General features: G+C 66.6%; 17 protein-coding genes. 13 read left to right on the plus strand and 4 right to left on the minus strand.

Going from position 1 to position 19,188, the window contains the following annotated elements:
- Positions 1-185: 185 nt before the first annotated feature.
- Complete coding sequence (locus AT701_RS02340; protein WP_058125073.1) at positions 186-1,613, plus strand: APC family permease; 1,428 nt, start codon at positions 186-188, stop codon at positions 1,611-1,613.
- A 133-nt stretch (positions 1,614-1,746) separates the two neighbouring features.
- Positions 1,747-2,814, plus strand: a complete 1,068-nt coding sequence (locus AT701_RS02345; protein WP_011726996.1) for a PucR family transcriptional regulator — start codon at positions 1,747-1,749, stop codon at positions 2,812-2,814.
- A 9-nt stretch (positions 2,815-2,823) separates the two neighbouring features.
- Here the strand turns inward: AT701_RS02345 and AT701_RS02350 are convergent, their stop codons facing one another.
- From AT701_RS02350 to AT701_RS02360, 3 genes are read right to left on the minus strand one after another with little or no spacing between them, the layout of a single operon-like run.
- Positions 2,824-3,570 carry a glucosamine-6-phosphate deaminase gene (locus tag AT701_RS02350; protein ID WP_058125074.1) on the minus strand — a complete coding sequence of 249 codons (747 nt, stop codon included), beginning with the start codon at positions 3,568-3,570 and terminating at the stop codon, positions 2,824-2,826.
- A complete protein-coding gene (locus AT701_RS02355; RefSeq protein ID WP_003891900.1) occupies positions 3,567-4,943 on the minus strand; it encodes a 6-phospho-beta-glucosidase in 1,377 nt (458 codons plus the stop codon). The genes AT701_RS02350 and AT701_RS02355 overlap by 4 nt, the downstream gene beginning before the upstream one ends.
- On the minus strand, positions 4,940-5,716 hold the full coding sequence (locus AT701_RS02360; protein WP_058125075.1) for a DeoR/GlpR family DNA-binding transcription regulator: 777 nt from the start codon (positions 5,714-5,716) through the stop codon (positions 4,940-4,942). The genes AT701_RS02355 and AT701_RS02360 overlap by 4 nt, the downstream gene beginning before the upstream one ends.
- A 173-nt stretch (positions 5,717-5,889) precedes the next feature.
- Here AT701_RS02360 and AT701_RS02365 point away from each other — a divergent pair, with 173 nt between their 5' ends.
- Genes AT701_RS02365 through AT701_RS02385 form a run of 5 tightly spaced genes read left to right on the plus strand, consistent with a single transcriptional unit; the run spans position 5,890 to position 11,120 of the window.
- The gene (locus AT701_RS02365) at positions 5,890-6,876 is read left to right on the plus strand and encodes a carbohydrate kinase family protein (protein ID WP_003891902.1); all 987 of its coding nucleotides are present in this window, start codon (positions 5,890-5,892) and stop codon (positions 6,874-6,876) included.
- Positions 6,873-8,243, plus strand: a complete 1,371-nt coding sequence (locus AT701_RS02370) for an extracellular solute-binding protein (RefSeq protein ID WP_058125076.1) — start codon at positions 6,873-6,875, stop codon at positions 8,241-8,243. Before AT701_RS02365 ends, AT701_RS02370 begins: the two co-directional genes overlap by 4 nt.
- Positions 8,244-8,245: 2 nt before the next feature.
- A complete protein-coding gene (locus tag AT701_RS02375; RefSeq protein WP_223495284.1) occupies positions 8,246-9,202 on the plus strand; it encodes a carbohydrate ABC transporter permease in 957 nt (318 codons plus the stop codon).
- Entirely contained in the window at positions 9,199-10,023 is an 825-nt protein-coding gene (locus tag AT701_RS02380; protein WP_003891905.1) for a carbohydrate ABC transporter permease, read from the plus strand. The genes AT701_RS02375 and AT701_RS02380 overlap by 4 nt, the downstream gene beginning before the upstream one ends.
- 26 nt (positions 10,024-10,049) lie before the next feature.
- Positions 10,050-11,120, plus strand: a complete 1,071-nt coding sequence (locus tag AT701_RS02385; RefSeq protein WP_058125077.1) for an ABC transporter ATP-binding protein — start codon at positions 10,050-10,052, stop codon at positions 11,118-11,120.
- 84 nt (positions 11,121-11,204) lie between these two features.
- Here the strand turns inward: AT701_RS02385 and AT701_RS02390 are convergent, their stop codons facing one another.
- Complete coding sequence (locus tag AT701_RS02390; RefSeq protein WP_223495286.1) at positions 11,205-12,029, minus strand: DeoR/GlpR family DNA-binding transcription regulator; 825 nt, start codon at positions 12,027-12,029, stop codon at positions 11,205-11,207.
- 99 nt (positions 12,030-12,128) lie between these two features.
- Here AT701_RS02390 and AT701_RS02395 point away from each other — a divergent pair, with 99 nt between their 5' ends.
- The 6 genes from AT701_RS02395 to AT701_RS02420 are packed head-to-tail and all read left to right on the plus strand — an operon-like array spanning position 12,129 to position 19,184.
- Entirely contained in the window at positions 12,129-13,451 is a 1,323-nt protein-coding gene (locus AT701_RS02395) for a D-tagatose-bisphosphate aldolase, class II, non-catalytic subunit (RefSeq protein ID WP_058125079.1), read from the plus strand.
- On the plus strand, positions 13,448-14,590 hold the full coding sequence (locus AT701_RS02400) for an SIS domain-containing protein (RefSeq protein ID WP_011727002.1): 1,143 nt from the start codon (positions 13,448-13,450) through the stop codon (positions 14,588-14,590). Before AT701_RS02395 ends, AT701_RS02400 begins: the two co-directional genes overlap by 4 nt.
- A 5-nt stretch (positions 14,591-14,595) precedes the next feature.
- Positions 14,596-15,567, plus strand: coding sequence for an N-acetylglucosamine kinase (locus tag AT701_RS02405; protein WP_014876792.1), 972 nt, complete (start codon positions 14,596-14,598; stop codon positions 15,565-15,567).
- A 21-nt stretch (positions 15,568-15,588) separates the two neighbouring features.
- A complete protein-coding gene (locus AT701_RS02410) occupies positions 15,589-16,554 on the plus strand; it encodes a DMT family transporter (protein ID WP_003891912.1) in 966 nt (321 codons plus the stop codon).
- The gene (locus AT701_RS02415; protein WP_058125080.1) at positions 16,551-17,864 is read left to right on the plus strand and encodes an alpha-glucosidase/alpha-galactosidase; all 1,314 of its coding nucleotides are present in this window, start codon (positions 16,551-16,553) and stop codon (positions 17,862-17,864) included. The genes AT701_RS02410 and AT701_RS02415 overlap by 4 nt, the downstream gene beginning before the upstream one ends.
- A 42-nt stretch (positions 17,865-17,906) precedes the next feature.
- Complete coding sequence (locus AT701_RS02420) at positions 17,907-19,184, plus strand: ABC transporter substrate-binding protein (RefSeq protein WP_011727005.1); 1,278 nt, start codon at positions 17,907-17,909, stop codon at positions 19,182-19,184.
- Positions 19,185-19,188 lie beyond the last annotated feature (4 nt).

A 19,188-nucleotide genomic window follows, 5' to 3' on the forward strand; every position in this document is an offset into this window, starting at 1 on the left:
GGGCGGGCAGCTTCCAACAACCTGTTGAGCGGCCGTCCGGGCGGGCCGGTTCGGTCGCGACATCTTCAACAAGATGTTGGAAACCGGCGTTCTCCTCTGGCCGCAGCGGCGTTTCTTCTCGCAAGATTTCCCGGAATCTGACGGGGCCGCCGATCGCGGTCCCGCTGGCACAGGAGGACCAACCCATGTCTGAGGTCGTCGACGACCGGCCCGGAAGCGATGCGCCGCCGGGTAGCGAGAAACTTCGCGGGAATCTCGGTATCCCCGCCATCGTCCTGATGGTCGTGGCGGCCGCGGCGCCGCTGTCGACCATCGGCGGCAACGTGCCGATCGGTATGGCGCTGGGCGACACCACCGGCATCCCGGTCGCGTTCGTCGTCGCGGGCGTGATCTTCCTGCTCTTCTCGGCGAGCTTCGTGGCCATGTCGAAGTACGTGACCGATGCCGGCGCCTTCTACGCCTACATCCAGCGCGGTCTCGGGCGGGCCGCCGGCACCGGCGCGGCTGTGCTCGCACTGCCGGCCTACATGTGCACGTTGCTCGGCGTCTCGGCGTACGACGGTGTGATTCTCGGCGGTCTGATCGAGCGTTTCGGCGGGCCGCAGATCCCGTGGTGGATCCTGACTGCACTCGTGCTCGCGGCCGTCGCGTGGCTCGGCTACCGCGACATCGACCTGAGCGCGAAGGTGCTCGGCGTCTTCCTGGTCTCCGAAGTGGCGATCCTGGTGGTTCTCGACCTGGTCATCGTCCTGCGTGGCGGCGAGCAGGGCATCACCGGTGACTCCTTCACCCCGCAGGGTCTCGCCGGTGGCGTCGGTATCGCCCTGCTGTACGCGCTGTGGGGCTTTGTCGGTGTCGAGGCGACGTCGGTGTTCCGGGACGAGGCCAAGGACCCCGACCGCACCGTGCCCCGCGCGACCTACTGGGCCGTCGGCATCGTCGCCAGCTTCTACGCCTTTTCGAGTTGGGCCCTCATCGAGGGCAACGGCGGCCACGACGCCATCCAGGTGGCCAAGGACGACCCAGACAACTTCATGGTGAACACCGCTCAGCAATACCTCGGCATGCTGGGCCGCGACCTCACCACGCTCTTCTGGTTCGTCAGTGTGTTCGCCTGCGCCCTGGCCTTCCACAACATCACCGCGCGGTACGCGTTCGTCCTGGGGCAGAACAACGTCTTCCCCAAGCAACTCGGCAAGGTCCACCACCGCTTCGGCGCCCCGTCCAACGCGTCGTTGGCGGTCACCGTGGCGTCCTTCGTGATCATGGCCTTCCTGGCCGGGCTGGGTCTGGACCCGGTTCTGCAGATCTTCGGTCCGCTCGGCGGCGTGGGTGTTCTCGCGCTGGCCATCCTGTGGCTGCTGACGACGATCTCTGTGGTCATCTTCTTCCGCCGTCGCGGCGGCGCGACCCGCATCGTCGTGCTGGCCTCGGCCGCCACGCTCGCGCTGGGCGCGGGCCTGGTGCTGATCGTGTCGAACCTCCCTCTGGTGGTCGGTGGTAGCCCGACTCTCGCCGTGATCCTCGGCATCGCGCCTGTGGTGGTGTTCGGCATCGGTATGGTGCTGAGCCGACGGGCCACGGGAACGCTTTCCGAAGCGAAATCCGAGTAGAACGAGCGGACCGCTCGCAAATCGCCGCAAAGGGCGCTGATACCGTCGGACCAGGCGGCGTCAGCGCCCTTCGCGGCTCCTCCGGCAACTGGGTGGCGACGCACGCCGAACCGATCACGGAGTGAGGAATGAGATGTCTCGGGATTTGCCGCTGACCGTGGCGGCGGCCTTGACTGTTCCGCCACTCGACCTGGGATCGGTGGTGGCCGGGCAGCGCGGGCTTACCCGCGAGGTCCTGTGGGTGGACATCATGCACGCACCTGCGGAGTCCTTCGTCCGTCCCGGCGACCTGGTGCTCACCACCGGCGCCGATGTCCGCCAGCCCGGAGTGTTGGACTTCCTCACCTACGTCGTCACATCTGCAGCCGCCGGGGTGGTGATCAGCCCGCCACCCGAGGCCGCCGTCGACGAACTGCTCGTCACGCTGGTCCCGTACGCCGAGCAACACGAGTTCCCGGTGGTGGTGCTGCCGTGGGAGGTCGCGTTCTCCGCGGTCCAGCGAAGCCTGCTGCCGCTTCTGACGCCCCTGGCGCCCGACGAACTGGTCCAGATGGTCATCGGTCGTCGTGAACGCGACGACGCGGGGTGGAACGACTTTGCCGAGGTGTTCGCAAAGAATCTGCAGGAACTGGCGCTCGCGGCGGGGGTCACGGTGAGATCCTCGGTGACCGACGACCTCGTGATGAGTCACTTCTCGCCGGCCCCGTCGTCGTCGACGGTGTCCGCCCTTGTCGAAGCGGCCAAGCGGCTCAACGCAATTCAGCAGACCGCGGTCAGCTGGGTGCTGCTGCCTCCTCAGGAGGCGGTCAACGCGGCCGCCACCACGGCACCGCGGACGCCCGCCCCCGAAGGCCCCGTCGGGCCAGTGCAATTCGCCGACGTGCTGCGCCAGCATCCGCAGTGCATGGCCATCGTGCTGCAGACGCTGCAACCGCTGATCGACTACGACCGCACGCGCCGCGGGCAACTCGTCCGCACATTGGAGGTCCTGCTCAACGAGGCCACCAACATCAGCGCGGCGGCCAGGACGTTGTACCTGAACCGGCATTCCCTGCTGTACCGGATCAAGCTCATCGAGGAACTCACGGGTCTGTCGCTCAAGAACCCCGCCGACCGGTTCCAGCTCGAGGTGAGTGTGCGCGTACACCAGATCAACGAGGCTCGCACCACGGCAGGCCGCGCTGCGCGGCTCACGACCTGAGGTACGCGCTCAGCGACGTGCGGAGTGCTCGACCAGGAGCGACGCGGCGCCGGCATCGAGGGTGACATGCACGTCTGGATGACGCTGCAGGATGCTGGCCGGGCACTGTTCGGTGATCGGGCCGTGCAGTGCCCGTGCGACCGCGTCGGCTTTCTGCTCTCCGCCGGCGATGAGCTCGATGCGTCGCGCGCGCATGATCGTGGCGAGTCCCTGTGTCAGGCACTCGTGAGGCACCTCGTCGAGACCGGAGAAGAACCGCGCATTGGCTTTTCGCGTCGACTCGGTGAGTCGGGCCCGGTGGGTGCGGGAGGCGAACGACGTGCCCGGCTCGTTGAACCCGATGTGCCCGTTGCGCCCGATGCCCAGGATCTGCAGATCGACACCCCGCTCGGCCAGAAACGCTTCGTAGTCCGCGGCGTCCTTGTCCGGATCATCGGCAGTACTGTCGGGAACCCGCAACGACGCGGGATCGAGGTGCAGTGGCGCGACCAGAGCACGTTCCAACTCAACCCGATAGGACTGTGGATGATGTGTTGGCAGACCGAGATATTCGTCGAGCGCGCACCAGGTCACCCGCGTCACGTCCAGGCCCGCATCGACATATCTGGCCAGAGCGGTGTACACCGGCAACGGTGACGACCCGGTCGCGACGCCGATCACCGCATCGGGTGTGGCGCGAATCAGCGCCGCGATGCGCGCGGCGACCGCCTCGCCCGCGGCCCTGGTATCGGCGGTGATGTCGACCGTCGGTGTCATGCGGCCAGTGAGCTCTTCGCCAGCACCCGGGCCAGATCGGGATTGGCGGCGATGTAGCCCGCCAGCAACTGGCGGGCCACGGTCACCGAATCCACCAGCGGGTGCAGTGCGAACGCTTTGAGCGCCTCATCGGTGGAGCCGTTGACGGCCGCCGAGATCGCGTGCCGCTCCACGGCTTTGACCTGCTGCATGAGACCGAGTTGGTGAAGATCCGGCTGGCTGTCGAGGGTCAGCGGGTGCACGCCGTTGGCGTCGACGGTGGTCGGCACCTCGACGACCGCGTCGGTGGGCAGGCCGGCGATGGTGCCCCGGTTGCGGACGTTGAGGATCATGGTGCGCCGCTCGTCGCGGCTGATCGCCGCCATCACACCGAGAGCCACACCCGCATAGCCCAGATGCGCCGGATCGGTCTCGCGCTCACGCTCGACGGTCGGGTTGCCCTGCACGCCGCCCTTGGCCTCGGCCATGTAACTTGCACCGCGCTCATCGACCGCCTCGCCCCACAGCTTGGCAGCGGTGTCGGGATTCTCCGCGGCCTCGGTGAAGAACTTGCCCTGGGTCTCGAGCAGGAAGTCACCACGGGTCTGGGGGGATTCGAGTATGCGGCGCACCGCATCACGGTTGAAGTAGTAGTAGTACAGATATTCGTTCGGGATCACGCCGAGGGAGTGGATCCATTCGGCACCGAAGATCTGGGTTTCCTCCATGCGGCTCAACCGGTGCTCGTCGGCGAGCAGGTTGGGCAGCACGTCCACGCCGTCCACCAGCACGCGCCGCATCCAGCCGAGGTGGTTGAGGCCCACGTAGTCCATCTGGATGCGGGTGTGATCGTAGCCGAGCACGCCCGCCACCCGGCGTCCCAAACCCGAAGGCGTGTCACAGATCCCGAGTGCACGGTCACCCAGAACGGTCTGCAGCGCTTCGGTGATGATGCCGGCCGGGTTGGTGAAGTTCAGGAAATATGCCTGCGGTGCGACCCGTTTGACCGTCTCGGCGATGTCGAGCATCACCGGAACGGTGCGCAGCGCGTAGGCGATCCCGCCCGGGCCCGTGGTCTCCTGCCCCAGCACGTTGAGGTCGAGTGCGACATGTTCATCGCAGCACCGCTGTTCGACGCCGCCGACGCGGATCGCCGCAAACACGAAATCGGCGCCCTCCAAAGCGGGTTCGAGCTCGGTGTAGGTGCGCAGTGCGGGGGTGTCGTCGAACCCGAGGGCCAACTGCTCGCAGATGGTGGTGACGGTGGCCAACCGGGTCTCGTCGACGTCGTACAGGGCCACCTCGGTCACGCGGGGTGTGCCCTGATCGCGGATCAGCGCCTGCCAGACGTAGGGGGTGCGGAATCCACCACCACCGAGAATGGCGAGTTTCATGCGACTATGACCTTCCTGCCGGCCTCACGGCGCTTGGCGATTTCGTCCTCCGGGGTGCCGGAGGTGGTGATGAGCACGTCGACCTCGTCGAGCGTGCACAGGCGCAGTGCGCCGGTCCCGGGGAACTTGACCTCGCTGGCCAGCAACGCAATTCGCTGTGACGCGGCGATCAGCGCCTGCTTGATGGGGGCCTCGACGGCCATGTTGTCCACCACACGGCCACCGCGAACTCCCGTGCAGCTCAGGAACATCAGATCGGCGCTGAGCTGTCCGATGAGCTGCTCGGTGAGCGGGCCCACCAGCGACTGCTGATTGCGCCGCAGCACGCCGCCCAGGAGCACCACCTCGACCGTGTCGTCGTCGCGGATCTCGTCGAGCACCGCGAGGTTCGAAGTGATGACCGTGACGGGCCTGCCGCGCAGTTCGCGGGCCACGAGCGGGGTGGTCGACCCGATGTCCAGGACGATGACGTCACCGTCGGAGACCAGCCGTGCCGCCTCCGCGGCGACCCGCTTGCGCAGCGCGAAGTCGGGACGGCTCTCGAAGGTGTACGGCTCTTCGACCGCGCCGGAGTCGGTGATGTTGGCGCGGCTGCCCGAGGTGAGCATCGCCCCGCCGTAGAGCCGCTTCAACCGGCCGGATTTGGCGAGGATGTCGAGGTCGCGACGGATGGTCGACTCGCTGACGCCGAGCGCCTCGGCGAGCTGAACCACCGACTGTCCGCCGTCGGCCAGCTCGGCGAGTATCCGTTCGTGACGCTCGGCGAGGAACATGGGAAGAATCTTACGCAGAATTTGACAGAGTTTGCGCGACTCTGACTGGTTCTGGCGGAAATTTCTCGAAATAACTCCCTGGAGACGGCTTTGAAACGTTATTGTCATCCGGTACATGCACGCTGACCGCGCAAGTACGTCAAACTACGTCACCAATGGGGAGGGAACCGCGCGTGACCGAGCGCGAAATCGACGTCCTGGTCGCAGGCCGGGTCTACAGCGACCTGGTGTTCACGGGTGTGAACGCCCCGGCCCCCGGCGAGGAGGTCTACGCCGACGGGTTCGCGATCTCGCCGGGAGGCGCCGCGAACCGGGCCGTCGCGGCCGCGCGACTCGGCGCACACACCGCGCTGGTCACCGAACTCGGTGACGACCCCATAGGCTGCATCGTCGCGCGCAGCCTGCAGAAAGAACCGAACCTCGACCTGCGCTACGCCGTCCAGCACCCCGGATATCAGATCCCCATCTCGGTGGCCATCACCGACGGCCACGACCGGTCGTTCGTCACCTACGAACACTCCGGGCATCTGCCGTCCTGGCCCGAAGACATCCCGGTACGGGTGGCACACGTGGGGCTCGGTCGCGGTCCGGTCCCGGCCGAAGCAGCGCATCTTCGCGCGCAAGGCACCCTGCTCGTCGGTGGCGTGGGCTGGGACCCGTCGGGTGAGTGGTCCGAGGAACTGCTCGATCACCTCGCGGGCGTCGACGTGCTCATCGTCAACGAGATCGAAGCGCTCCTCTACACCCGGGCCGCCACCGTCGAAGAGGCCCTGGAGGTCCTGGCCGGCGCGGTCGAGACCGCCGTCATCACCCTCGGCCCCGACGGCGCGATCGCGGCCCAGGGCGCGACACGCCTGCGGGTACCCGCCATCGCGGTGGAGGCCGTCGACCCCACCGGGGCCGGCGACGCGTTCACCGCGGCATTCATGGTCGCCACGGCGTGGGAGTGGGAACTGGCCGACCGGCTGAGGCTCGCCAGCGCCTGCGCGACGTGCTCCGTGCGGGGCGCCGGGGGAGCGCGCAGCGCGCCGCACCCGGCCGACATCGCCGACCTGCTCGCCGACTGCTGTGCCGACCCGGACTGGACGCCGGTCCGGGAATGGGCCGGCCGACATCGCCAATCCACTGTCCCCGCAACCCCAGGAGCCCTGACGTCATGACCAGAACGCGCCTCTTCCGATTCGGTTCCGCCGTCGCATCCACCCTCACCGTCGCGGCGCTGGCGTTGTCCGCCTGTGCGCCCGGCCCATCCGGTGACTCCGGTTCTTCACCCGCCCCCACAGGCGAGGTGTCCAAGGACATCGCCTCGGCGGGCCCGGTGACGCTGACCGTCTGGGACCAGAACACCGACGGTGGTATCCGAGAGGCGCAAGAGAAGCTCAACGCCCAGTTCCAGGAGATGTACCCCAACGTCACCATCAAACGCACCGTCGAGTCGTTCAGCGACCTGAAGACCACACTGCGCCTTGCCTTGTCGAGTAACACCCCACCCGACGTGGTGCAGGCCAACCAGGGCTACCCCGACATGGGCGCGTTCGTGGCGGCGGGCATGCTGCGCCCGATGAGCGACTACGCCGAACTCTACGGGTGGAACACCTATTACCCGGAGGCGCTGCTCAAGCAGAACAGCTTCAGCAGCGACGGCAAAACCTGGCAGGGTGACACGCTCTACGGGGTGTCGCAGACCGGCGAGGTTGTCGGGATCTTCTACAACCGCGAGTTGCTCTCCTCACTGGGCCTCGAAGTCCCGAAGACGTTGGACGACTTGAACGCCGCGATGGAGGCCGCGAAGGCCAAGAACATCCTGCCGATGGCGTTCGGCAACCTCGACAAGAGCCCCGGCATCCATCTCTACGGCGTGGTGCAGGCCGCGCTGGCCGGTGCGCCCGCGGTCAACGACCTGGTGAGTGGCAAGGGCGGAGCCTGGACCGACGAACCGTCGCTCAAAGCCGCACAGCGGATCGCCGACTGGTCGACGAAGGGCTATCTGACACCCGGCGCCAACGGCGTCTCGCGTGACGACGCCATCGCCGAATTCGGCCGCGGCGGAGCCCTGTTCACCATCACCGGCACCTGGATGCAGCAGCCGCTGCAGGATGCTCTCGGCGACAAGGCAGGCTTCACCACGCTCACCTCCGACCAGGGCGAGCCCGCCACCACCGGCGGTCAGGGCCTGGCGTGGGCGATCACATCGAAGTCGGCGCATCCCGACGTGGCGGCCGCGTACATCGACTTCATCACCAACGCCAAGGCCTCGCAGTTGCTGCTGGACACCGGCAACCTGCCGACGGTGCTGCCATCGGGGTACGAGCCCGAGGCAGGCACCGTCGCCGCCGACATCGCGACGCAGTACCGCGACGTGCAGGAGGCCAACGGTGAGGTGCCGTACCTGGATTACGCGACGCCCACGTTCTACGACACCATCACCGCCGCGATGCAGGAACTGGTCGGCGGGCAGGCCACCCCTGAGCAATTCGTCGACACACTGCAGAAGGACTACGCCGACTTCCTGGCGAGCCAGAAGTGACCGTGGCGCTTCGTCAGCCGAACGAGCCCGCGTCCCCGCCCGGTGACACCACCGCGGCGGGGAGGCGGGTCGCACAGCCGAAGCGGCGGCGCTCGCGCCGGTCGGTGAAGCCCTATCTGTACGTCGCCCCGGCGTTCGTGGTGTTCGCGGTGTTCCTCGGAGCGCCGGTCCTGCAGACCGTGCAGTACTCGTTCTACAACTGGGACGGCTTGGGCGTCGCAACCGTTGCGGGGCTGAAGAACTACGTCGCGGTGTTCGGCGACGAACGGTTACGGGATTCGTTCCTGCACGCCGGTGTGCTGATGCTGTTCTACGCCGCCGCACCGGTTTTCATCGGTCTGGTGCTCAGCGCGCTGATCTCGCGCGCACACGGCCTGCGCTCCATGTCGTTCTTCCGCACGGTGCTGTTCCTGCCGCAGGTGATCGCCACCGTCGTGATTGCCACCATCTGGATCTCCATCTACTCCCGCGACGGGCTGTTCAACCAGACCCTGCGTCTGGTCGGCCTCGACTCGATCACGCGGGTGTGGCTGGGGGACCACACCTTTGCGCTCATCGCGATCGGCCTGATCGGCACCTGGCTGAACATCGGCCTGTGCTTGGTGCTGTTCCTGTCGGGGATCGGCAACATCCCGCCCGAACTGTTCGAAGCCGCTCGCCTCGACGGGGCCGGGCGTGTGCGCGAATTCGTGGCGATCACGCTGCCGTCGCTACGGGGGCAGATCGCCGTGGCACTGACCCTGACCGTGGTGTCCGCGCTGAAGACCTTCGACCTGGTGTTCATCACCACGCGCGGCGGCCCCGGCAACGCGACGTCGGTGCCCGCGTACGAGGCGTACAACCGGGCCTTCAACACCGGGCAGGTGGGGCTGGCCTCGGCCATCGCCGTGGTGCTGACGATCGTCATCGTGGTGCTGACGGTTCTGATCAGCCGTATCGCTCCCCGGGAGGCAGAGTGAAGCTCACCCGCACCGAGCGGATCGTCAACCAGTTGATCCTCGGGGTCTTCGCCCTGTTCGCGGTGATTCCCCTTGTGGGCGTGCTGTTCTCGTCGATCACACCGCCCAGTGAGAACCACGGCGGCTTCGCGGTGCCCCGCAGCGTCGACCTGGGCAACTACGGTGCGGCCTGGACGCGCGGGAACTTCAGCAGCTACCTGCTGTCCAGCGTGATCGTCACGGTCGCCGTGGTGATCCTCAGCGTCGTGCTGGCGACCTTCGCCGGATACGCGTTCGCACGCATGAAGTTCTTCGGATCTTCCGTGCTGTTCTATCTGCTGCTGCTCGGGCTGACGCTGCCGACCGAGGCGTTCATCATCCCGCTGTACTTCAACATGCGGACCGTGGGCCTCACCGACACCTATTGGGCGTTGATCCTGCCGCAGACCGCGCAATCGCTGGCGTTCGCGGTGTTCTGGATGCGCAACCAGTTCCGCGGATTCCCCGGTGAGATCATCGAAGCCGCGCGGCTCGACGGCGCGAGCGATCTGCGGGCGCTGTGGCGGATCGTCGTCCCCACCAGCCTGGCGCCCATGATGACGATGGCCGTGATCATCACGATGTGGACCTGGAACGAATTCCTGCTGCCGCTGGTCATGGTGGTGTCCGACAACAGGCGCACCGCTCCGCTCGGCCTGGCGTTCTTCCAAGGTCAGCACCTCACCGACTATTCACTGCTGGCTGCCGCAGGCGTGATGGTGGCACTGCCCATCGCTGTGTTGTTCTTCGCGCTGCAGAAGCGCTTCATCAACGGCATGGTCGGCGGCATCTCGGTGCGCTGACCTCTTCACCAACAGGAGCACAACCCATGGCTGCCATCCGATTCGAGAAGGCCCAGCTTCGGTACCCTCACGCCCCCACGCCGGCGGTGGCAGAGCTGGACCTGGACATCGCCGACGGTGAATTCATGGTGCTGGTCGGCCCGTCCGGGTGCGGCAAGTCGACGACGCTGCGCATGCTGGCCGGCCTGGAGGACCTCACCAGCGGCTCGATCTACCTGGACGACCGCGACATCACCACGACACCGCCGCAGGACCGCGACATCGCGATGGTGTTCCAGAACTACGCCCTGTACCCGCACATGACGGTGGCCGGCAACATGGAGTTCTGCCTCAAGAACGCGGGCCTGTCGAAGGACGAACGCCGCCGCCGGGTGGCTGCTGCCGCCGAAACCCTCGGCCTCACCGAGTATCTCAACCGCAAGCCCAAGGCGCTGTCGGGTGGACAGCGGCAACGTGTCGCGATGGGCCGCGCGATCGTGCGCAACCCGCAGGTGTTCTGCATGGACGAACCACTGTCCAACCTCGACGCCAAGATGCGTGTGCAGACCCGCACCGACATCGCCAAACTGCAACGCGAACTCGGCGTCACCACCATCTACGTCACGCATGACCAGACCGAGGCCATGACGATGGGGGGTCGTGTCGGCGTCATGAAAGACGGTGTTCTGCAACAGGTCGGCGCACCCATGGACCTCTACGACCGGCCGGCCAACGCATTCGTCGCGGGCTTCATCGGGTCGCCGGCCATGAAGTTCTTCGACGCCCAGCTCGGTGACCGCACGCTCGGCGTGGCCGGGCACGACATGGCCGTGCAGTGCGCTGCCGACTTGCGTGGCCCGGTGCTGATCGGCGTGCGTCCGGAAGGATGGCGGCTCACCGCACCCGATGCCGGCATCGCCGTGAAGGTCGGTGTGGTCGAGGTACTCGGCGCCGATTCGTATCTGTACGGCACCGCGATCCATGCCGGGGCCGACGTCGACGTCGTCGTGCGCGTCAGCACGCGCGACGGTATCCGCGCCGACGACACCGTGCACGTCACCGCCGACCCGGACGCGATCCACCTGTTCGACAACGAAACGGGCGTGCGGCTCAATTAGGCTGCAGCAGTGCGCCGCTCGTAACACCACGGCGGAAAAACGCGCTCAGGACCGCCACTGCGTTACGCACGGCGGGATCCGAACTCACCCGTCGCTGACGTCGACGACGTGCACCTGGACACCGGCTGCGGTGATGCGGTCGAGTTCAGCGCGGTCTGCGGTCGAATCGGTCACCAGATGGTCGATCTGGTCGAGCGGCACCATCTTCGCGAGTGTCACCTTGCCGATCTTCGAACCGTCGACAGCCACCACCACGCGCTGCGCGTTGGACGCCATGGCAATCGCTGTGCGTGCCTCACCCTCGTCGAAAGTCGTCGCCCCGATGCCGGCGGACATCCCGTCGGCGCCGAGCACCGCGGTCCCGACCGTGATCACCTGGAATGCATGCTCGGACATCGGGCCCACGGCCTCAAGGGATTTCGAGCGCACCACACCGCCGGTCATGATCACCTTCATGTGCGCGTCCACGGCGCAGTCGGCTGCAATCGTCAGCGAGTTCGTGACGATGGTGATCTGCGGTCTGCCACGCAGCGCGCGCGCCACCTCGCCGGTGGTGATGCCGCCGGTGAGCGCGACGGCCTGCTGACCCGGAGGCACCAGTGCGGCCGCATGCTGGGCGATGCGTCGTTTGATGGCGACCATCCGGTGGTCGCGCAGCCGCACGGGGATCTCGCTGTCGCTCGGATCGACCGCTCGCGCGCCGCCGTGGGTGCGCACCAGCAGGCCCTGCTCCTCGAGCTCGCTGAGATCGCGGCGGAGCGTGGCCGCCGAGATCTTCAACTCCGTACACAGCACCTGAGAGGTCACCTCGCCGCGTTCGCGGAGCAGGGAAAGCACCTCGCGCATGCGGTCGGTGCGCTTGATCGACATCGCTGACAACTCCTCGGTGTTCTTTGCGGCGCCCGTCAAACAATCAGTTTTACTGATCGCTTCACGGCTTTGTATTGCGCGCTTTGAGCGAGCTTCTCATGATCTACGCATGTTGTTCACCTTCTGGGCCGAGAAGCCATGACGCCACACTGGATTCGCGAAACGATCGCGCAGCACAAGACCGGCGATCCGGTCGGCGTGTACTCGGTCTGCTCGGCGCATCCCACCGTGGTGACCGCAGCCGTCATGCAGGCCGCCGCGGACAACAGTTTCGTGCTCGTCGAGGCGACGTCGAACCAGGTCGACCAGTTCGGCGGCTATACCGGCATGCGGCCCGCCGACTTCCGCGACCTGGTGCACGGCATCGCCGACGAGCAGGGATTCGACCGCGACCGTGTGGTCCTCGGCGGTGACCATCTGGGCCCCAACCGTTGGCAGGACCAGCCGGCAGCGGTGGCTATGACCAACGCCGACGCGCTCATCGCGGCCTACGTCGAAGCCGGCTACCGCAAGATCCACCTCGATTGCAGCATGCGGTGCGCCGACGATCCGGAGGTCCTGTCCGACGAGGTTGTGGCCGATCGCTCGGCACGGCTGTTGCGGGTGGCCGAACAGACCGCGAACCGCCTGGGCATCGAGCCCCCGGTCTACGTCATCGGCACCGAGGTACCGGTCCCCGGCGGCGCCCACGAGACGCTGACACGGCTCACGCCGACCCCGGCCGAGCACGCACGTCGAACCATCGAGGCGCATCAGGCGGCTTTCGCCGCAGCCGGGTTCGAATACGTGTGGCCGCGGATCGCCGCGCTCGTGGTGCAGCCAGGGGTGGAGTTCGACCACGTCAACGTCATCGACTACGAGCGCACCGCGACCGCGCAGCTGCGGCGGGTCCTCGACACCGAGGACCACATGGTGTTCGAGGCGCATTCGACGGATTACCAGAAACCGGACCAACTGCGTGAGCTGGTGGAGGACCATTGGGCCATCCTCAAAGTCGGCCCCGGTCTCACCTTCGCGATGCGCGAGGCGCTGTTCGCGCTCAGTCACATCGAGGCCGAACTCGTCGACCCGGCATCTCGCGCGAACCTCATCGACGTCGTCGAACGGCGCATGCTCGCCGAGCCGCGGTACTGGCAGAGCTACTACGAGGGCGATCCGGTCACGCAGCGGACCGCGCGCCGGTACAGCTACAGCGACCGGTTGCGCTATTACTGGGCCGACGCCGAGGTGGACGCCGCGCGGCGAACACTGCTGGCCAATCTCGACCGCACCGGGATCCCCGCACCGCTCATCAGCCAGTTCCTGCCCACGCAGTACGAACGTTTCCGCGCAGGCGAACTCGATCCCGATCCCCGATCCTTGGTGATCGATCGAATACGCGATGCGCTTCGGCCCTATGCCGCGGCATGCCGCACCACCGACCACCACGCCACCGCTCTGACCACTGGAGTTGCCCGATGACCAGCCCGCAGGCCCACCACGCGGAGATCCCCGCCCAATCCGCCGGTGGCGCGACCATTCTCGAGATCGGGCAACAACCCGATGTGTGGCGTGAGATCGCCGGGCGTTCGGACGCCGAGACCAGCGAGTTCCTGCGACCGATCGTCGAACGCCCCGATCTGCGCGTCATCCTCACCGGCGCAGGCAGTTCGGCTTTCATCGGGGAGATCGTCGCGGCGTCCCTGCGTCGCAATCTCAAGCGCCGGGTCGAGGCCATCGCGACCACCGACATCGTCGCGGTCCCGCTGGATCACCTCGAACGCGATACGCCTACCCTGCTCGTGTCGTTCGGCCGGTCCGGGAACAGTCCGGAAAGTGTCGCGACGACAGAGCTTGCCGACGAACTCGTCACCGACGTCTGGCATCTGATCTTCACGTGCGATCCGGCGGGAACGCTGGCACGTACCCATGAGGGGCGTGCCAACTCCCGGGTGGTCCACATGCCCGCACGCACCAACGACACGGGGTTCGCCATGACGTCGAGCCTGACGTCGATGTTGTTGTCCTGCTTGCTGACTCTGGGCGGGGTGCGCCCTGAGAGTGCCGAGGCGCTGGCTGCCGCGGCCGAGCACGTCTCCGGTCTGTCGTCGGACATCCGCGACCTCGCGCGGGCCAAGAAGCAACGGTTCGTCTACCTGGGCAGTGGACCCCTGACCGGGCTGGCCCGTGAATCGGCGCTAAAGCTCCTCGAGCTCACCGCGGGCGAGGTGGTCACCTACTTCGACTCGTCGCTGGGCTTCCGGCACGGACCCAAATCGGTTCTCGACTCCGACACCCTGGCCATCGTGTACGTGTCCACCGACCCCTACACGCGCCGGTACGACCTCGACATCATCGCCGAACTCCGCGAGCAGCTCGGTCAGGAGGCGGTGAAAGCGATCAGCGCCGAGCCCATTCCGGATGCTCTCGGCCCGGCGCTGGTGCTGCCCGGGCTCGGCGGACTCGACGATGCGCAGGTGGCCCTGCCGTATCTGGTGTTCGCCCAGTATCTCGCCCTGTTCTCGTCTCTGGAGTACGGCAAGACCCCGGACAATCCGTTCCCGTCGGGGGAAGTCAGCCGCGTCGTCAAAGGCGTGACGATCCATCCGATGGAGCGGTGACCGACATGTCGCGCTATCTCGGGGTGGACGGCGGCGGATCGAAGACCGCCTTCGCCCTCATCGACGATCGGGGACGCATCCTGGCGCGCGCCACCGCACCGACGTCGTATTACTTCAACGACGGCTTCGACGTCGTGGAACGTGTTCTGGCGCAGGGTGTTTCCGAGGTCTGCGCACAAGCCGGGTGCACCTCCGCCGACATCGACGCCGCGTTCTTCGGAATACCCGGCTACGGTGAGGCCAGCGCCGACATCGCCCGCCTGGACGCGGTGCCCGCACGAGTGCTGGGGCATGACCGCTACCGCTGCGACAACGACATGGTGTGCGGCTGGGCCGGCTCCTTGGCCTGCGCTGACGGCATCAATGTCATCAGCGGCACCGGGTCCATGACCTACGGCGAACGTCAGGGTGTCGGACACCGCGTAGGTGGCTGGGGTGAGCTGTTCGGTGACGAAGGCTCCGCGTACTGGGTTGCCACACAGGGACTCAACGCGTTCACCCGGATGAGCGACGGCAGGCTCCCGCGCGGCCCACTGCATGCGATGCTCAAAGAGCGCCTGGAACTGACAGGCGACCTCGACGTCGTCAGCCTCGTCATCGAGAAGTGGTCGGGCAACCGCAGCAAGATCGCGGCACTGGCGACGACCGTGTGCGACGCCGCGCGCGACGGGGACGAGGCCGCCGCCCAGATCCTCTCCGCAGCGGTCGACGAACTCGTCGAGTTGGTCGACACCACCGCCAGGCTGGTCGGTTTCACCGAACACGAGACCGTACCCGTGTCGTACTCCGGAGGCATGTTCTCCGGAGCGGAATTCCTGCAGATGTTCACCACCGCACTCGAAAAGCGCCTCACCAAGTACGACCTGAAACGCCCCCTGCTCGATCCTGCACTCGGTGCCGCTCTCTACGCGGCAAAACACATCGGCCATCCCCTCGACGCCGACGCGCTGCACCAACTCGCCACATCCACACACTGATTCGACCGAATCGAGCCCACCATGACCATGTCACAGTCGAATTCACCCAAGGCTTCCGCCCGTCACCCACGCAGCTGGATCTTCTACGCGACGCTGTTGGTCATCTTCTGGGGTGTCTGGGGCGCGTTCTCGGCCCTGCCCGCCACCTGGTACGGCTACCCCGACGAGATGATCTACTGCATCTGGGCGCTCACCATGATCATCCCCGCGGTGTTCGCGCTTCGCGGTGAGCGGTTCGACCGTCGCCCGAAGGCCGCCGTCTACGGCCTGCTGATCGGACTCACCGGTGCGGGCGGTCAGCTGCTGCTGTTCCAGGCGCTCACCATGGGCCCGGCCTACCTGATCTTCCCGATCGTCTCGATCTCGCCGGCGATCACCGTGCTGATGGCGATGGTGCTTCTGCGCGAACGCATCAGCGGACTGGCCGCTGTCGGCCTGATCGCCGCACTGGCCGCGATTGTGCTGTTCAGCATCACCGGCGGCGAATCGGACGTCTCCTCGGGCCCATGGCTGCCGCTGGCCGTCCTGATCTGCGTCGCGTGGGGTGTGCAGGCGTACTTCATGCGCAAGACCGCGACCATCGGCGTCAACGAGGCCACCACCTTCGGCTGGATGGCGATCACCGCCATCGCGCTCATCCCCGTCGCGGTCATCTCGATGGGCGGCATCCCCACCGGATTCCCTTGGCAGGCACCGGTTCTCACCGCAGGCACCCAGGTGCTCAACGCGGTCGGCGCGTTGTTCCTGGTCATGGCACTCAGCCGCGGCAAGGCCACCATCGTGGCGCCCACCACCAATGCGCTCGCACCCGCGCTGACCATCGTCGTGTCCCTCATCGCCTACCAGACGCTGCCGACCCCGTACGGTGCGGTGGGCATCGTGCTGGCGCTGCTGGGCTCCACGCTGATGGTCTACAGCGACGAGAAGCGGGGTGAGGCACCGACCGCCGCGGTCACCGCACCAGAGGCCACGAGGAGCCGCGCGTGAAACCCACCGTTGCGATCATCGGCGCGGGTAGCGTCGAGTTCACCCGGGAACTGCTCGGCGACATCCTGTCGTTCCCCGAGCTCGCCACCACACGGATCGTGTTGCACGACATCAACACCGAGCGTCTCGAGACAGCGGAAGCCATCGCACGGGCCACCGCCCGCGCGGCGGACGCCGACCCCGAGATCAGCGCGACCACCGACCGCCGCCGCGCACTCGACGGCGCCGATTACGTCATCAACGTCATCCAGGTCGGTATGCACGAGGCCACCGTGCGGGACTTCGAGATCCCCGCCCGATACGGCCTGAACCAGACCATCGGTGACACCATCGGCATCGGCGGAATCTTCCGCGGCCTGCGGACCTTCCCGGTGCTGGCCGGCATCGCCAGGGACATGCAGGAGGTGTGCCCCGATGCCTGGCTGCTTAACTACACCAACCCGATGGCCATGAACGTCACGTACCTGCACCACATCGCACCGCGGCTGAAGGTGCTCGGCCTGTGCCACTCGGTGTACTGGACCATGGTCGGCCTGTGTGAACTGATCGACGTTCCCTACGAGGAGGTCTCGTACTGGTCCGCCGGCGTCAACCACCAGGCCTGGGTCCTGCGATGGGAACGCAACGGCCAGAACCTTTATCCGGAACTCGACCGGCGTATCGCGGCCGACGCAGAGTTGCAGCGCCGGGTACGTGTCGACATGTACCGGCGTCTCGGTTACTACCCGACGGAGACCAGCGAACACTCCAGTGAGTACGTGCCGTGGTACGTACACCACCGGCAGGAAATCGACCGGCTGCGCATCAACGTCGGCGAGTACGTGTCGATCAGCAAGGCCAACCTCGCCGAATACGCCAGGATCCGGGAGGAACTGGCCGATGCCGACTCGCTGCCCATCGACACCGGCTCCACCGAGTACGCCCCGCAGGTGATCCACTCGCTGGAAACCGGTACCACCAGGGTCATCTCGGCCAACGTCGCCAACCAGGGGCTCATCACCAACCTTCCCGACGGCCTGGCGGTCGAGGTTCCGACGACACTCGATGCGCTCGGCGCGCATCCCATGCGGGTGGGGGATCTGCCGCCCCAATGCGCCGCGCTCAACCGCAACTTCCTCGGTCCCGTCGATCTGACCGTCCGCGCGGCGATCGACGGTGATCCTCGGCTGGTCCGTGCCGCGGCCATGGTCGACCCCAACACCGCGGCCACGCTGACCGTCGACCAGATCTGGGACCTGTGCGACGAATTGACCTCCGCGCACGGGGATCTGCTGCCCGAACCGCTGCGATCCGCCGTCTGTAACCCCTGACAACGACCCCTCATGAATCCCGCCGAAAAAGGAGTGCCTACCGTGATACGACGCTGGTTGTGCCTGGCCGTGGTCACCGCTGTTGCCTGTCTGCTGACGGCGTGCGGTGGTGGTTCGTCGTCATCGGGTCCGGTCGAGATCGCGGTGTGGCACGGCTACCAGGACACCGAGGGTGAGGCCTTCAAAGGGCTCATCGATCAGTACAACAAGGAACATCCCGACGTCCACGTGACCGATCTGTACTCCAGTAACGATCTGGTGCTGCAGAAGGTCCTGACCGCCGTGCGTGGCGGCAGTGCCCCGGACGTCGCGTACATGTTCGGCTCGTGGTCGCCGAACATCGCGAAGATCCCGCAGGTCGTGGACATGTCCGACGTGGTGTCCCAATCGGATTGGAACTGGGACGACTTCTACCCCGCCGAGCGTGAGGCCGCGACCGTCGGCGACAAGATCGTCGGCATCCCGGCACTCGTCGACAACCTCGCGATCGTCTACAACAAGAAGCTGTTCGCCGATGCCGGTATCGCGCCGCCGACCGCAGACTGGACCTGGGACGACTTCCGCGCCGCGGCAGCAAAACTCACCGATCCGGCAAAAGGCCAGTACGGTTGGCTGATTCCCGCCGACGGTAGTGAGGACACGGTCTGGCACTACGTCCCGATGCTGTGGGAGGCCGGCGGCGACATCCTGACGCCGGACAACGAGAAGGCTGCGTTCAACTCCGAGGCCGGTGTCACCGCGCTCACGATGCTGCAGGACATGGCCGTGACCGACAAGTCGCTCTACCTCGACACCACCAACGAGAACGGGCCCAAGCTGATGAACAGCGGCAAGGTGGGCATGCTCATCACCGGCCCGTGGGACCTGAGCCAGCTGTCCGACATCGACTACGGCGTGCAGGTGATGCCCACCTTCGCCGGATCGAGCGGTGCGCACCAGACCATCTCGGGTCCCGACAACTGGGTGGTGTTCGACAACGGCGACAAACGCAAGCAGGCGTCGATCGACTTCGTGAAGTGGTTGACCGCACCCGAGCAGGTCAAGGCGTTCTCGCTGCAGACCGGTGACCTCCCGACACGAAGCTCGGTCGGCGACGATCAGGCAGTCCGCGATCAACTCGATCAGAAGCTGCCCGGCAGCTCGGTGTTCGTCGAGAACCTGAACAACGCGAAGAAGGCGCGCCCGGCGGTCGAGCAGTATCCGGCGATCTCGGAGGCGTTGGGCCAGGCGATCGTGGCCGTCATGCTCGGCAAGGAACAGCCTGCCGCCGCGTTGAACTCGGCTGCCGAAGCCGCCGATTCGGCCCTGGCCGGCAAATAGACCG

This window comes from Mycolicibacterium smegmatis, assembly GCF_001457595.1.
Taxonomy (GTDB): Bacteria; Actinomycetota; Actinomycetes; order Mycobacteriales; family Mycobacteriaceae; genus Mycobacterium; species Mycobacterium smegmatis.